This is a genomic window from Ketobacter sp. (genome assembly GCF_003671495.1).
Lineage (GTDB): Bacteria > Pseudomonadota > Gammaproteobacteria > Pseudomonadales > Ketobacteraceae > Ketobacter.
Genome location: NZ_RCHN01000009.1, coordinates 25230 through 40545, shown reverse-complemented (window position 1 = coordinate 40545; position 15316 = coordinate 25230). Strand labels below are relative to the sequence as shown.

The 15316-nt window shown below is 60.5% G+C and carries 15 protein-coding genes; all 15 read left to right on the top strand.

Features of this window, described 5'->3' with window-relative positions:
• Window positions 1–44 precede the first annotated feature (44 nt).
• The 15 genes from D9N14_RS03640 (at window position 45) to D9N14_RS03570 (ending at window position 15148) form a co-directional block, all read left to right on the top strand.
• Window positions 45–1508: an HD domain-containing phosphohydrolase gene (locus D9N14_RS03640; protein ID WP_290577022.1), complete on the top strand. Its 1464-nt coding sequence runs from the start codon at window positions 45–47 to the stop codon at window positions 1506–1508.
• A 121-nt stretch (window positions 1509–1629) separates the two neighbouring features.
• Window positions 1630–2883, top strand: coding sequence for a glutamate-5-semialdehyde dehydrogenase (locus D9N14_RS03635; protein WP_290577020.1), 1254 nt, complete (start codon window positions 1630–1632; stop codon window positions 2881–2883).
• Window positions 2864–3541 (top strand): nicotinate-nucleotide adenylyltransferase, encoded by a 678-nt coding sequence (nadD, locus tag D9N14_RS03630; protein WP_290577018.1) that lies wholly within the window; start codon window positions 2864–2866, stop codon window positions 3539–3541. Before D9N14_RS03635 ends, nadD begins: the two co-directional genes overlap by 20 nt.
• Before the next feature lies 1 nt (window position 3542).
• Window positions 3543–3875, top strand: coding sequence for a ribosome silencing factor (rsfS, locus tag D9N14_RS03625; protein WP_317622572.1), 333 nt, complete (start codon window positions 3543–3545; stop codon window positions 3873–3875).
• A 35-nt stretch (window positions 3876–3910) separates the two neighbouring features.
• Complete coding sequence (gene rlmH, locus D9N14_RS03620; protein WP_290577014.1) at window positions 3911–4378, top strand: 23S rRNA (pseudouridine(1915)-N(3))-methyltransferase RlmH; 468 nt, start codon at window positions 3911–3913, stop codon at window positions 4376–4378.
• 7 nt (window positions 4379–4385) lie between these two features.
• Window positions 4386–6266: a penicillin-binding protein 2 gene (gene mrdA, locus D9N14_RS03615; RefSeq protein ID WP_290577013.1), complete on the top strand. Its 1881-nt coding sequence runs from the start codon at window positions 4386–4388 to the stop codon at window positions 6264–6266.
• A complete protein-coding gene (gene rodA, locus D9N14_RS03610; protein WP_317622567.1) occupies window positions 6263–7411 on the top strand; it encodes a rod shape-determining protein RodA in 1149 nt (382 codons plus the stop codon). Before mrdA ends, rodA begins: the two co-directional genes overlap by 4 nt.
• A gap of 26 nt (window positions 7412–7437) precedes the next feature.
• Entirely contained in the window at window positions 7438–8505 is a 1068-nt protein-coding gene (gene mltB, locus D9N14_RS03605; RefSeq protein WP_290577012.1) for a lytic murein transglycosylase B, read from the top strand.
• Entirely contained in the window at window positions 8502–9362 is an 861-nt protein-coding gene (locus tag D9N14_RS03600) for a septal ring lytic transglycosylase RlpA family protein (protein WP_290577011.1), read from the top strand. Before mltB ends, D9N14_RS03600 begins: the two co-directional genes overlap by 4 nt.
• Window positions 9363–9536: 174 nt before the next feature.
• Complete coding sequence (locus tag D9N14_RS03595) at window positions 9537–10715, top strand: D-alanyl-D-alanine carboxypeptidase family protein (protein WP_290577009.1); 1179 nt, start codon at window positions 9537–9539, stop codon at window positions 10713–10715.
• A 227-nt stretch (window positions 10716–10942) separates the two neighbouring features.
• Window positions 10943–11209 (top strand): YbeD family protein, encoded by a 267-nt coding sequence (locus tag D9N14_RS03590; RefSeq protein ID WP_290577007.1) that lies wholly within the window; start codon window positions 10943–10945, stop codon window positions 11207–11209.
• A gap of 2 nt (window positions 11210–11211) precedes the next feature.
• A complete protein-coding gene (gene lipB, locus D9N14_RS03585; RefSeq protein WP_290577005.1) occupies window positions 11212–11874 on the top strand; it encodes a lipoyl(octanoyl) transferase LipB in 663 nt (220 codons plus the stop codon).
• The gene (gene lipA, locus D9N14_RS03580) at window positions 11871–12911 is read left to right on the top strand and encodes a lipoyl synthase (RefSeq protein WP_290577003.1); all 1041 of its coding nucleotides are present in this window, start codon (window positions 11871–11873) and stop codon (window positions 12909–12911) included. Before lipB ends, lipA begins: the two co-directional genes overlap by 4 nt.
• Window positions 12912–12915: 4 nt before the next feature.
• A complete protein-coding gene (locus D9N14_RS03575) occupies window positions 12916–14271 on the top strand; it encodes a bifunctional DedA family/phosphatase PAP2 family protein (protein WP_290577001.1) in 1356 nt (451 codons plus the stop codon).
• 28 nt (window positions 14272–14299) lie between these two features.
• Window positions 14300–15148, top strand: a complete 849-nt coding sequence (locus D9N14_RS03570) for a DMT family transporter (RefSeq protein ID WP_290576999.1) — start codon at window positions 14300–14302, stop codon at window positions 15146–15148.
• Window positions 15149–15316 lie beyond the last annotated feature (168 nt).

Genomic DNA, 15316 nt, shown 5'->3' with positions numbered 1-15316 from the left:
AACTGCCGCAGGACGCGGCAGTTGGGTGCGCAATGGATCGGCTTATGGACAAAACCATTCTCCTCTACGACAGGGACAGCGAACTGCAGGGCATATTCAGCCACATTCTGGCCGGTGAGCCCATAAGAGTCGTCGGCTGCAACGATCCCGGCAAAGCCCGCGCCCTGGCCCTCAACCTGCACCCCGACCTGATTCTGCTGCACACCGAATTCAACCACAACGGTTACCAGCTCTGCCAACAGCTCAAGCAAAACCGGCAAACCCTGATGATCCCGGTATTGATGCTGGCGGATGCCCCCAATCTGGAGCAGCGCCAGCGCGCCACAGCCGCCGGGGCGATCGACCTGATCCAGCGTATCAGCTCACCTTTTTTCACCCGGGAACGCATTCTCTGCGTGCTCAACGAAAGCCAACGTTACTCCCTGACCAATCGTATGAATGAATATCAGTACCAGGTACTCATCGCTGAAGACAGTCCATCATTGCAGCAGTTTTACTCCGCCGTGCTGGGTGAACTCAACTGCCATGTCACCCTCTGTGATAACGGGCGCAGCGCCTGGCAGAAGCTGAAAGGCAGCCAGGAATTCGATCTGGTGATCACCGACCTGTTCATGCCCGTGATGGACGGCAAGGAGCTGTGCAACCTGATCCGCTCCCATCACGAATACGACCAGACGCCGATCATCGTCATCACCACGGAACAGGAAAAGTCGGTGCTCTATGACCTGCTGAGCCTGGGGGTCAGTGACTTTATCCAGAAGCCGTTCCGGGAGATGGAGCTGCGCAGCCGGGTGCAGGCCCACCTGCGTAACCGGGTGCTGGTGCAGGAGCAGTTTCATCTGAATCAGGAGCTGATCGAGCTGAGCGCACTGCTGGAGGAAAAAATCGCAGAACGCACCCGGGAAATCTACGAGGCCAATGTGGAGACCATTTACAAACTGGCCACCGCCTGCGACCTGAAAGACGTGGATACCGCCCATCATATCGCCCGGGTCAGAGACTATGTGGAGACCTTCTCCCTGCACTTGGGCATCGACACCCGGACCGCCCGCGAGTACGGTTACTCCAGCATGATGCATGATGTGGGCAAACTGGGCATTCCGGACGCGATTCTGCGCAAACCCGGCCCCCTCAACGACGAAGAGTGGGAGATCATGCGCACCCACCCCATCCAGGGCAAGGAGTTGTTGGGGCAACGCCCGTTCTACAAACACGCCGCGGATATTGCGGTGGCGCACCACGAGCGTTTTGACGGCAGCGGCTACCCCTATGGCATCGAAGGCAAGCAGATTCCCTTAAGCGCCCGCATCGTTGCCATTGTGGACATCTACGATGCGCTCACCAGTCGCCGGCCCTACAAGGAAGCCTGGCCGCTGGAGCAGGCATTTCAGGAGCTCACCAACCTGTCGGGCCATCACCTGGACCCCTTTCTGGTGGCCGAGTTTCTGAAACTGGGCCGGTCCGGGGAGCTGGAGCGCATCAGTCAGCGCTGCGCCCTGGCCAGCTAAACCCCCATCCCAGCCGCAAACCCCCGGGCTCACCGAGCAAGGCACCGCATAGCAGTGCCCGTGCTTTAGCGGTATAATCCCGCCTTTGACACCTGCATTTCGTAAACAAGGTTACCATTAGATGGATGTAACAGCCTACATGGCCCAGGTGGGTCAACAGGCCCGCGCCGCGTCCCGTGCGATGGCGAAAGCCCACACTGGGGCGAAGAACGCTGCGCTGCTCGCCATTGCCGACGCCATTGAGGCCAATCGGGCGGCGTTAACGGCCGCCAATCAGATCGACCTGGACAACGGCCGCAGCCATGGCCTGGAGCCCGCCATGCTGGATCGGCTGGAGCTGACCCCAGCCCGCATCGACACCATGATTGAAGGCCTGCATCAGGTGGCTGCCCTGCCCGACCCGGTGGGCGCCATCACCGACATGAATTACCGCCCCAGCGGCATCCAGGTGGGCAAAATGCGGGTCCCCCTGGGGGTCATCGGCATCATTTACGAATCCCGCCCCAATGTCACCGTGGAGGCCGCCAGCCTGTGCCTGAAGGCCGGCAATGCCACTATTCTGCGGGGTGGTTCCGAGGCCATCAACAGCAACCAGGCCATCGCCCGCTGCATCGCCGACGGGCTGGAGCAGGCCGGTTTACCGCAAACGGCTGTGCAGATCGTGGAAACCACCGACCGCGCTGCCGTGGGGGAACTGATCACCATGCCCCAGTACGTGGACGTGATCGTGCCCCGTGGCGGCAAAGGGCTGATCGAGCGCATCAGCAACGACGCCCGGGTGCCGGTGATCAAACATTTGGACGGCATCTGCCACGTTTACATCGATGCCGAAGCCGATCCGGAAAAAGCCATCAACATCGCCGTCAACGCGAAAACCCACCGCTATGGCGTCTGCAACGCCATGGAAACCCTGCTGGTGCACGATACCGTGGCCGACCTGATCCTGCCCAAACTGGCGGAGCTCTATGGTGAAAAGGGTGTGGAACTGCGGGGCTGCGATAAAACCCGCCGCATCATCGATTGCGTAGCCGCGACGGAGGCCGACTGGAGCACCGAATACCTGGCGCCCATTCTTGCCATTCGGGTGGTGGATGACATCGACCAGGCCATCGAACACATCAACACCTACAGCTCCCAGCACACAGAAAGCATTGTTACCGAGAACTACACCCTGTCCCGCCGCTTCCTGACGGAAGTGGATTCCAGCTCGGTGATGGTGAACGCCTCCACCCGTTTCGCCGACGGCTTCGAATACGGATTGGGTGCGGAAATCGGCATTTCCACGGATAAGATTCATGCCCGCGGCCCGGTGGGCCTGGAGGGGCTTACCTCGCAGAAATACATAGTGCTGGGCGATGGTCATATCCGCAACTAACGCCACCGGCGTTCTGGGCGGCACGTTCGACCCGATCCACACCGGCCACCTGCGCCTGGCCTGGGAGGCGAAATCGCGCCTGGACCTGGATTTTGTGCGCCTGGTGCCGTGCCATCTGCCCACCCACCGGGAAAGCCCCGACACCACCGCCAAGCATCGCCTGACCATGGCGGAACTGTCCTGCATCGGGGTGCCGGGTTTTGAGGTGGATAACTGGGAAATCACCCGCAATGAGCCGTCCTACAGCATCAGCACCCTGCAGCACGTACGGGAGCAGATTGGCGACGACGCACCTCTGGTCTTTATCATGGGGATGGACGCCTTCAACCAGTTCAGCAGCTGGCACGAATGGCAGACCATCCTCCAGATCGCACACCTCTGGGTGGCCCACCGCCCCGGTAACAAGTTACCCGAGGACGACACCACCGAACACCAGTTGCTACAGCAACTTCAAACCGAGGCGGATGCGCTGAAAGGCTGTCCGTCCGGCAAGATCCACGTCCACGAAACCACGGCCCTGGATATATCCGCCACCAAACTGCGCCAGCAGATCGCCGAAGGCATCACCCCGCGCTTTCTGTTACCGGATGCGGTTTGGGCCTATATTCAACAAAACAAACTCTACGGTTACAGGAACGACAACAGATCCAATGACTGACCTGCAGACACTAAAAGACATCGTGATCAATGCTTTGGAGGATATGAAAGCCAAAGACATCGTCACCCTGGATGTCAAACCCCTCACCAGCGTGGCCGACCTGATGATCGTCACCAGCGGTACCTCCAACCGTCACGTCAAATCCATCGCCGACAACGTGCGTGAAAAAGTCAAACAGCACGGCATCCAACCCCTTGGTGTCGAGGGTGAGGATGTGGCTGAGTGGGTGCTGGTGGATCTGGGCGACATCATCGTCCACATCATGCTGCCGGACACCCGCCGCTTCTACGACCTGGAAAAGCTCTGGAGCATGTCACCGGACCAACAGGTTTGATGCCATTCAGTGATGTCTTGCAAGGATAGTTCGCCATGCGCGTTCGCCTGATCGCCGTGGGCACCAAAATGCCCAACTGGGTTACCCAGGGATACGAAGAATACAGCAAACGCCTGAACCAGGATGTGACCCTGGAACTGGTGGAGATTCCCGCCGGCAAGCGCGGCAAAAACGCGGACGTGGAGCGCATCACCCACAAAGAAGGTGAACTCATGCTGGCCGCCATCGGCCAGGGGGATCATGTCATTAGCCTGGATGTGCCGGGCAAACGCATCAGCACCGAACACCTGGCTGCGCGCCTGGAGCAACTGTTGCAGGGTGGGCAGCACATCTCCATTCTGATCGGTGGCCCGGAAGGTCTGGCCCCGCAATGCAAGCAAAGCGCCCGGGAAAGCTGGTCTTTATCGGATCTGACGCTGCCTCATCCCCTGGTTCGTGTTTTAATTGCGGAACAATTGTATCGGGCGTGGTCTATCTTAAAAGGCCACCCTTATCATCGATAAATAACCCATGCCAAAACCCATCACACTCAAAGACCATTACCGCGAAACCCGGGTATTCGCACGCCGTGCCGTGGTCTCGGTGTTTGTGGTGATCCTGCTGATTGTGGCGTTGATTGCGCGCATGGTGTATTTGCAGGTGCTGCAATACGAAAAGTACTCCAGCCTGTCCGATGACAACCGGGTCAGCGTGGAGCCGGTGGCCCCCACCCGTGGCCTGATTGTGGATCGTAATGGCCACCTGCTGGCAGACAATCGCCCCAGTTATTCCGTCAGCATCACCCGGGAACTGTGCCCGGACATCGACGACACCCTGGAAAAACTGTCCCGCCTGGTGGAGATCAGCGACAGCCGCCTGGATGACTTTCACAAACGCCTGGCCCAACGCCGACGCCCCTTCACTCCGGTGGCGGTGAAATTCAAACTCACCGAGGCCGAGATTGCCATCATTGCCGTCAACCAGCATCTGTTGCCCGGGGTGAGCCTGAGTGCCAACCTGGTCCGCCACTATCCCCACGCCGAGGCCATGTCCCATGCGGTGGGCTACGTGGGGCGCATCAATGAAAGCGAACTGCAGAAACTCAATGCCACCCGCTACAGCGCCACCGAACACATCGGCAAGACCGGCGTCGAAGCCTTCTACGAAGAGCGACTGCATGGCGAAGTGGGATTTCAGACCATTGAAACCGACGCTCGCGGCCGCATCACCAAGGTGCTGGAACGCACCGACCCGGTACCCGGCGAAAACCTGCAACTGTTCATGGATCTGAGCACACAACTGGCGGCCATGCAGGCGCTGGAAGGTCGCCGGGGCGCGGTGGTGGCCATTGAACCGGAAACCGGAGGCATCCTGGCGCTGGCCAGCGTACCCGGTTTCAACGCCAACCTGTTTGTCACCGGCATCGACTACGCCACCTATAATGCGCTGCAGAATTCCAAGGCCCGCCCCCTGTTCAACCGCACCCTGCAGGGTCGCTACCCACCGGGTTCCACCATCAAGCCCATTGTCGGACTGGGGGGCATCGAAACCGGCGCCACCACCTGGGAATATTCCATCTATGATCCCGGATTCTACAAGTTGGAGAACGACTCCCGCTTCTATCGGGACTGGAAGAAATGGGGCCACGGCGTGGTCAATCTGCACAGTGCCATCGTTGAATCCTGCGACACCTACTTCTATGAGTTGGCATTCAATATGGGCGTCGACAGCATCCATGACTTTATGGCGCCCTTCGGTTTTGGTGATCGCACCGGGGTGGATCTCATCAACGAAAGCAAGGGACTGTTGCCATCCCGGTTCTGGAAAAAGGCCACCCGCAATATGCCCTGGTTCCCGGGTGAAACACTGATCACCGGCATCGGCCAGGGCTACATGCTGGCCACACCACTGCAGCTGGCATTGTCCACCGCGATCCTCGCCAACCACGGCAATAAAGTACAGCCGCGGATGGTGAAAGCCATCGGAGGCACCCCGCTGCCGGCGCCGGAAGTGGGCCCGCCGATCACCCTGAAAAACCCGGAAAACTGGGACCGGATCATCAAATCCATGCGGGATGTGGTGCACAGCGCCAAAGGCACCGCCCGGGGCATCGCCAAAGACCTGCCGGGCTATGACATCGCCGGCAAAACCGGCACCGCCCAGGTGCTGGGCATCAAGCAGGACGAAGAGTACGACGCTGAGAAAATTGCGGAGTGGCACCGGGACCATGCCCTGTTCGTGGGTTTCGCCCCGGTGCAGAATCCGAAGATTGCCATTGCGGTACTGGTGGAGAACGGCGGTGGTGGTGGTTCCACCGCGGCACCGGTAGCCCGCCTGGTACTGGATGCCTATTTTGAATCCCTGCGTCAGGACGCCAATGTGCCCACCACCAGGGCGGTACAAACACCATGAGCCGATACGACTACAAACACCAGCTGGGCACCAGCCAATCCCCCGTCACCCGCCGCATCAGCCTGATGCAGGCCATCCACCTGGACGCCCCCCTGCTGGGCGGTCTGCTGGTGCTGGTGTGTGTGGGCCTGTTTGTGCTCTACAGTGCCAGCGGTCAGAGCACCGATACCCTGCTTCGGCAACTGCTACGGATTGTGGCCGGTTTCGCGGCCATGATGGTGATGGCGTTCATCCCGCCCCGCACCTACAAACGCTGGACCCCCTGGCTGTTCGGCATCGGCATCATTCTCCTCATCGGCGTTCTGGTCACCGGTACCGAGGCCAAAGGCGCCCAGCGCTGGCTGGCCATCCCGGGAACCGGTGTGCGCTTCCAGCCGTCGGAGATCATGAAAGTGGTGGTGCCCATGATGCTGGCCTGGTACCTGGCGGAGCGGGCCCTGCCACCGGGCTGGAAGCCGGTGCTGCTGGCGGCGGTGTTGATCCTGCTGCCCACCCTGCTCATCGCCAAGCAGCCCGACCTGGGCACCTCGCTGCTGATTGCCAGCTCCGGTTTTCTGGTGCTGTTCCTGTCGGGCCTGGACTGGAAATACATCGTGGGGCTGGCCGCAGCGGCGGTCCCTGCCGGAGCCGGTGTCTGGATGGTGATGCACGACTACCAGCGGCAACGGGTACTGACGTTCCTGGACCCGGAGCGCGACCCCTGGGGCGCCGGTTGGAACATCACCCAGTCCAAGACCGCCATCGGTTCCGGCGGCTGGGAAGGCAAAGGCTGGCTGCACGGCACCCAGGCCCACCTGGATTTTCTGCCGGAAAGCTCTACCGACTTCATCATTGCGGTGCTGGCGGAAGAGTTCGGGTTGCTGGGGGTCTGCGCCCTGCTACTGATCTATTTTGCAATCGTGGCCCGCGGCATGTACATCGCCATGAACGCCCAGGACACCTATTCCCGCCTGCTGGCCGGATCGCTGACCCTCACGTTTTTCGTCTATGTGTTTGTGAACATCGGCATGGTCAGCGGCATTCTGCCGGTGGTGGGCGTGCCCCTGCCCATGGTGTCCTACGGCGGCACCTCCATCGTCACACTGATGTCCAGCTTCGGCATCCTGATGTCCATTCACACCCATCGCAAACTGGTCTCCACCTGACCGGGCCCCGAATTCCAGGTACTGACATGTATATAAACAGAATCTCCGTCACCCTGTTCCGCACCTGCGCCCTGCTCTACGTCGGCGGCCTGACCTGCATGCAGGCGCAAGCGGCCTCTGCAACCCAGGCCAGCGAACCCCAGGCCGCGGGCTATTACCTTGAGCACCCTGCCGGCAAAGCGTTCGTGGCCGAGGTCACCGGGGAGCAGACCTACCCCAAAGCCAAGCTGGAAGCGCTGCTGGCCAGCGCACAGAAGAGCCAGTCCATTCTGGATGCCATTGCCCGCCCGGCAGAAAAAACCAAAACCTGGGCCGAGTACCGCCCCATCTTTCTGACCCAGGATCGCATCGACCAGGGGGTGGCGTTCTACCAGCAACACCAGGACACCTTCCTGCAGGCGGAGCAGACATTCGGTGTCTCGCGCTTTATGATTCTGGCCATCATGGGCGTGGAAACCCGCTACGGCAAACACATGGGTAACTACCGGGTGGTGGATGCCCTGGCCACCCTGGCCTTCGACTACCCACCCCGCAGCCGGTTCTTTCGCAGCGAACTGAAACACTTCCTGCACCTGGAACAGGAAGCCGGCATTGACCTGATGAGTGCCAAAGGCTCCTACGCCGGCGCCATGGGCTATGGCCAGTTCATTTCCAGCAGCTACCGCCATTATGCGGTGGACTTCGACAACGACGGTCACCGGGACCTGCTCAACAACCCGGTAGACGCCATCGGCAGCGTGGCCAATTATTTCAAGCGGCACGGCTGGCAACCGGGGCGGCCGGTGGCCAGCCTGGCCCGCTTTCTGGGGGACGAGCAACAACAGGCACAACTGGCCAAGGTCATCAGCCCCGGCCCCAAGCCACAGAAGCCCAATTTGACTATACTGGAGATCGAACAGGCCGGCCTGGTGGCGGACGCGGAGTTCGCCGGGCAGGAACCGGCCACCGCCATGGCGTTCGAGGGTGCCGAAGGTGTGGAATACTGGATTGGTCTGCAGAATTTCTACGTCATAACCCGCTACAATCACAGCCCACTGTATGCCATGGCCGTTTACCAACTGAGTGAAGAGCTGAAACAACGTTTGTCATTATGATGTCATTTCTCCGCCCCCTGAGCACTTTGACCCTGCTGTCCCTGCTGGCGGCCTGCACCTCCCATAAACCCTATAATGCAGGCCCCTTCGAGGAAAAAGACAGCGCCCCCCATCAGGTGCTGGACTGGCATAACATTCCGGACGCCGAGCCCAAATGGGAACCGCGGGCCCGTTATGGCAACCACTCGCCCTATGAAGTGTTCGGCAAGACGTACTATGTGATGAAGAGCGCCAGCGGCTACCGGGAGACCGGCATTGGCAGCTGGTACGGCAAGAAATTCGCCGGGCGGCCCACCTCCAGCCAGGAGCCTTACGACCCCTACGCCATGACCGCCGCCCACAAATCCCTGCCGATTCCCAGTTACGTGCGGGTCACCAACCTGGAGAACAACAAACAGATCATCGTACGGGTGAACGATCGTGGGCCGTTCCACGATGGCCGCATCATCGACCTGTCCTACGCTGCCGCCCACAAGATCGGGTACGCCAACAAGGGCACCGCCCGCGTGCTGGTGGAGGCCATTCCGGTGACGCAGGGCGGCACACCCGCCAGCATGCCATCCGGCACACCTTCCAACGCACCCACTGTCGCGACGGCACCGCAACCCTACCAGGACAGCAACGAACGTTACTATATCCAGGTGGGGGCCTATAAAGATCTGGGCACCGCCAAATCCATGCAGCAGCAGATGATCACGGTAACCAACGCGCCGGTGGGCATTCACTCTTCTCCGGAGCGGGGCAGCAGCGGCGTACACCGGGTTCGCATCGGGCCCTTCACCACCGAACAGGCTGCGTTGCTGGTGCAGAACCAACTGCAGGGCACGGTGTCAGAACCCTTATTGATCAGGCGTTAATGCAGGGAGTGTGTTACCATCCGCGGAACCTGACTGTTTGAATTTCAAGACCCTTTTTTGCTGTAAACACTATTTGCTGTAAATCAACGTGCCGTTCATAGCGCTCTGTTCATACCCACAGCGCGGAACGCAAAATTCTGAACGCAACACACTAAACACAACACTATCGTAACTATGACTATAACGAATCCACGAATTACGGGGCTGCACGCCCTCATCGCCATGGCGTTGCTTGTCCTCAGCCTCTGTTCCACCTTGGCCTGGTCCGCGCCCATGATTCCGGCGCCACCCACCCTGTCGGCCAAATCCTGGCTGCTGCTGGACGCCAAAACCGGCCACATCATCACCGAATACAACGCCGACCAGCGCCTGCCCCCCGCCAGCCTGACCAAAATGATGACCACCTACATTGCCTCTGAGCAGTTGACCAGTGGCAACATCCATTACGAGGATATGGTGCGGGTGAGCGAGAAAGCCTGGCGCAAAGGCGGCTCCAAGATGTATATCCGTGAAGGCACCGAGGTCAAGCTGGAGGACCTGATGCGCGGTATCATCATCCAGTCCGGCAACGACGCCAGCATCGCCCTGGCGGAACACATCGCCGGCAGTGAGGACGCCTTTGCCGACCTGATGAACCAGACCGCCCACAGCCTGGGAATGAGCAACAGCCATTTCCAGAATGCCACCGGCTGGCCGGCTGACGACCACTACACCACCGCACGGGACCTGTCCCTGCTGGCACGTGCCATCATCAACGATCACCCGGAAGATTACGCCATCTATTCCGAGAAGGAATTCACCTTCAACAACATCCGCCAGCCCAACCGCAACACGCTGTTGTGGCAGGATGACGCCGTGGATGGTATCAAGACCGGACACACGGAAGAAGCCGGCTATTGCCTGGTGGCGTCCGCCAGGAAAGACGACATGCGGCTGATCTCAGTGGTGATGGGCACCCGGTCGGAGAAGGACCGGGCCGCCGAGAGCCAGAAGCTGATCACCTACGGCTTCCGCTTCTATGAAACCATCAATCAGTACCAGGCGAACCAGGAACTGTTGGAGCCGGAAGTCTGGAAAGGCCGCAACAACGCCGTCAAGCTGGGCACCGAAGAGGCCATCTGGCTCACCATTCCCCGCGGCACCGCCGCCGACATCGTGCCGGAGCTGGAAGTACCGGAGCTGATCATGGCACCCATCGTCAAAGGTGAGAAGGTGGGTACCATTCGCCTCTCCCTCAACGGTGAGACCATCGCCACCAAACCCCTCGTGGCCCTGGAGAACGTGGAAGAAGGCGGCATTTTCAAGCGCGTCTGGCACTGGCTGCTGCTGTTGATCAAGGGGCTGTTCAGCTGATCCCCACTCGGTGCCCGCCCGCCGGGCACCGACTTCCCCCTTCACCTGCCCCCCCTAGTTTCATTAGTTCGCTGCCGCCCCCACTTATACAGAACGGCTACCCGGCTAATGCGCGGATGGCCTGCCAGCAGTGGCTGACGTACAATAGCGTTTTGCGGCCACCGCAGGCCGACGAGCACAACCAAGGCACAGCACCGTCACAGCACAGACAGGAATAGGTAAACGCAATGGGCATTCAGGAACACCTGTGGGAATTTCCCTGTGTTCACAAGTTGAAAATCATGGGCTTATCCAGCCATCCCATGGTGGATATCGTCACCGAGATCATCGGCAAACACGCGCCGGATTTTGATCGTGACAGCATCACCTGCAAAGCCAGCGGCAGCGGTAAGTACACCTCCGTCACCGTCGCCGTGCGCTTTACCCACAAAGAACAGGTGGAGGCAGTGTTCCTGGAACTTCACGAACGTGAAGAAGTGGCCATGACCCTTTGAGCATGAGCCAGGCAACCGACACACTCATTCTGCGGGACCTGGGGGAAGTGGACTACTCCACCACCTGGCAGGCCATGAAAGACTTCACCGAAAGCCGCCAGGAGCAGACCCCGGATGAAATCTGGTTGCTGCAGCACCCCCGGGTCTTTACCCAGGGCCAGGCGGGCAAGGCGGAACACGTACTGGCCCCCGGGGACATTCCCGTGATCCAGGTGGACCGGGGCGGACAGGTGACCTACCACGGCCCCGGCCAGCTGGTGGGCTACCTGATGATCGACATCAAACGCCGCAAGCTCGGGGCCCGCGACCTGGTAACCCGTATCGAAAATGCCATTGTCGCCACCCTGGCCGAGCTGGACATTGAGGCCGCTCCCCGGGCGGACGCCCCCGGCGTGTATACTCATGGCAAAAAGATCGCGTCCCTGGGACTGCGCATCCGCAAGGGCCGCTCCTTCCACGGCCTGGCCCTCAACATCGACATGGACCTGGAGCCGTTTTTGCGCATTAACCCCTGTGGCTATCAGGGCATGCAAATGACCCAGGTGCGGGAATACCACACCAACCCCGACTTCGGACACATCAGCTCACGATTGGCCCACCATTTACATCAGCAGCTGGGATATACTGGCTGCCATCATTCAACAGGATTCGAAACCGCAGTATGAGCCAGCACACACCCGACAACGCCAGCCACTCCGGAGCCAACCAACCCACCGGAGCCCGCAAAAAAGTCGTCCAGGGGGAGAAACTCCGGGGCGCCGACAAGGTGGCCCGCATCCCGGTGAAGGTGATTCCCACCACCGAGTTGCCCCGCAAACCGGACTGGATTCGGGTACGGGTGCCCGCCAACGGTGAGGTGCAACGCATCAAAAGCCTGTTGCGCAAACAAAAGCTCTATACCGTATGTGAAGAGGCCTCCTGCCCCAACCTGCCGGAATGCTTCGGCGGCGGCACCGCCACCTTCATGATCATGGGGGATATCTGCACCCGCCGCTGCCCCTTCTGTGACGTAGCCCACGGCCGCCCCAATCCGCTCGACCCGGACGAACCCGCCCATTTGGCGGAATCGGTGGAAGCCCTGAATCTCAAATACGTGGTGGTCACCTCAGTGGACCGAGACGACCTGCGGGACGGCGGCGCCGCCCACTTCGGGGAATGCATCCGCGCCATTCGGGAGCGTTCCCCCAACACCCGGATTGAAGTGCTGGTGCCGGACTTCCGCGGCCGCATGGACATCGCCCTGGATCTGCTGGCCGCCGATCCACCGGACGTGTTCAACCACAACCTGGAAAACGTGCCCCGCCTGTACAAGGCCATCCGCCCCGGCTCCGACTACCAATGGTCCCTGGACCTGTTGCAGCGCTACAAACAGCGCATGCCCCAGGTGGCCACCAAGTCCGGCCTGATGGTGGGCCTGGGGGAAACCAACGCAGAGGTCATGCAGGTGATGCGGGATCTGCGGGCTCACGATGTGGACATGGTCACCATCGGTCAGTACCTGCAGCCCAGCAAGCAGCATGCCCCGGTCGATCGCTTTGTGCACCCGGATGAGTTCGAGGAATTCCGCCGTTTTGGTGAGGAACTGGGCTTCGTCAACGTGGCCAGCGGCCCCATGGTCCGCTCCTCCTACCACGCCGACCTGCAGCACAAGGGCGAGGACGTCAACGCGATCCACAAAGCCAGCCTGAAACCCACCACCTGATCCCATGGAAGCCTCCTTTGAGCCCCTGGTCCACTGGCTGGGGGAACATCAGGACTGGATTCTGATTGCCATCGCCCTGGTGTCGTTTCTGGAATCCCTCGCCCTGGTGGGCATCGTGGTACCCGGGGTGGCCCTGCTGTTCGCCGCCGGCACCGCCGCCGGCAGCACCGGCCTCAATCCGGCGTGGGTGCTGTTCGCGGCATTTGCAGGGGCCGTGGCGGGGGACGGCCTCAGTTTTCTGCTGGGTTACCGCTATCACACCAAAATCCGCCAGGTGCCCCCCTTCAAAACCCGGCCGGAGTGGATTGCCAAGGGTGAACGCTTCTTCCGCCAGTACGGATTAATGGGCATCGTCATCGGGCGCTTCGTGGGGCCGATTCGGCCGATCATGCCCCTGGTGGCCGGCTTTATGCAGATGAAGCCGACCTCGTTCCTCACCGTCAACATGCTGAGCGCACTGGCCTGGGCACCGTTTTATCTGATGCCGGGTTACCTGGTGGGGGCCAGCCTGGAGGGCGAAGGGGCGCTGTCCGGCAGTCACCTGATGTTCCTGGCGGTCATGGTGGTCAGTGGCTGGCTGCTGGCCCAGTTGTTGTGGTGGAGCCATGACCACATCCGGCAACGACGCAACAAACTGCTGCTGGCCCTGGTGTCAGGCACGGCCTGCCTGGCCCTGTTTGTCATGGTGTCGCAGCTCATGCAACTGGACGCCGTCATGGCCCTGAACCAACGCTTCAGCCTGTGGGCACTTAGTCTGCGCCACAGCTGGCTGGATGATTTCTTCATTGGCCTGACCCAATTGGGCTATCGTGCCCCCATGACCCTGTGGGGCGTGCTGGTGACCCTGGCCCTGTTGCTGCAGCGCAACGCCTATGCTGCCGGGCTCTGGGCCGGCACCCTGCTGCTGGCGCAAACCCTGTTGTTCGGTTTGAAAAACCTGTTCGCCTGGCCACGGCCAAGCCTGGTGGCAATCCCTCCGGATTCCTATGCCTTCCCCAGCGGCCACACCACCATGAGCCTGGTGTTCCTCGGCACCCTGGCCATCCTGTGCCTGCCAGGAGTGAGCGCCGGCCGGCAGAAAGCCGTACTCAGCGGGCTGTGTATCCTGGTCACCACCATGGCCTGCACCCGCCTGTATTTGACCGTACATTGGTTGACCGATGTTGTGGGCGGATTGCTCTTGGGCGGCCTGGTGCTGGCCCTGCTCTACACCCTTGTGCTGAAACAGCCATTCCGTACCATACGGCCATGGCCTGTCGCCCTGGCTTCGCTGGCCGCCTGGGTGATCAGCCTGCTGCTCTGGGTGCTGCCGGACTACCGTGACATCCTGGATCGCTACCTGCCAGTCACCCTGACCTGATTCCCATCCGCCAAGCAACGGGTACTCCGTGGACGATAAACGCAAAGGCCTGCTGTTCCTGCACAGCGCCATCCTGATATTCGGCGGCACCGGTCTGTTCGCCAAATTGATCGCATTGCCGGCCACCGACATCACGGTGTGGCGCAGTTTCATCGCGGTGGGCGTCATCCTGGCGCTGTTGCTGATCCGGCGCCGTCCGTTGGCGTTACAGCGCCCCAGAGATGCACTGATCATGGCGCTGGGTGGCAGCCTGCTGGGCCTGCATTGGGCCACTTACTTCCAGGCCATGCAGGTGGCCGGAGTGGCGGTGGGGATGGTGGCTATGTACACCTACCCCATCATGATCGTGTTCCTGGAACCCCTCTTCAAAGGCCACCGACCGCACCGCTCAGACGTGCTGTGTGCCCTGGTGATGCTGGCGGGCATTGTGCTGCTGGTACCGGAATTCGACCTGGACAACAACATCACCCAGGGCGTGTGCTGGGGCGTGCTCTCCGCCGCCCTGTTTGCCCTGCGTAATGTGATCCAGGGTCATTACCTGAAAGGTTACAGCGGCGAGACCAGTATTCTGTATCAGGGGGTATTGGCTGGACTGGTGATCATACCGTTCATGACCACCGATCCCCGGGCAGTGGCAGCCGATGACCTGTTGAAGTTGCTGTTGCTGGGCGCCCTCTTCACCGCCCTGCCCCACAGCTTTTTTGCCAACAGCCTGCGCTACCTGAAAGCGAAAACCGTGGGCTTGATCGGTTGCCTGCAGCCGGTGTACGGCACCCTGCTGGCCTTCCTGCTGCTGGCGGAGGAACCGGGGCTGATGACCCTGCTGGGAGGGGCCATCATCATCGGCACGGCGGCCTTCGAAACCTATCGTTCCTGATGTCTTGCGTTTGTAACAGTTTGTATATATGATCGCGCCACTCCCTCGGATCAGCCGTACCGAAACTATTCACTAGAAAGCGTATGGCTGATGTGAGGGAGACCAAACCTCCTTTTCTCCCCTGTTTGGCCGAAACACTGAGACAAAGCTGCCATTTTGCATTGAAAA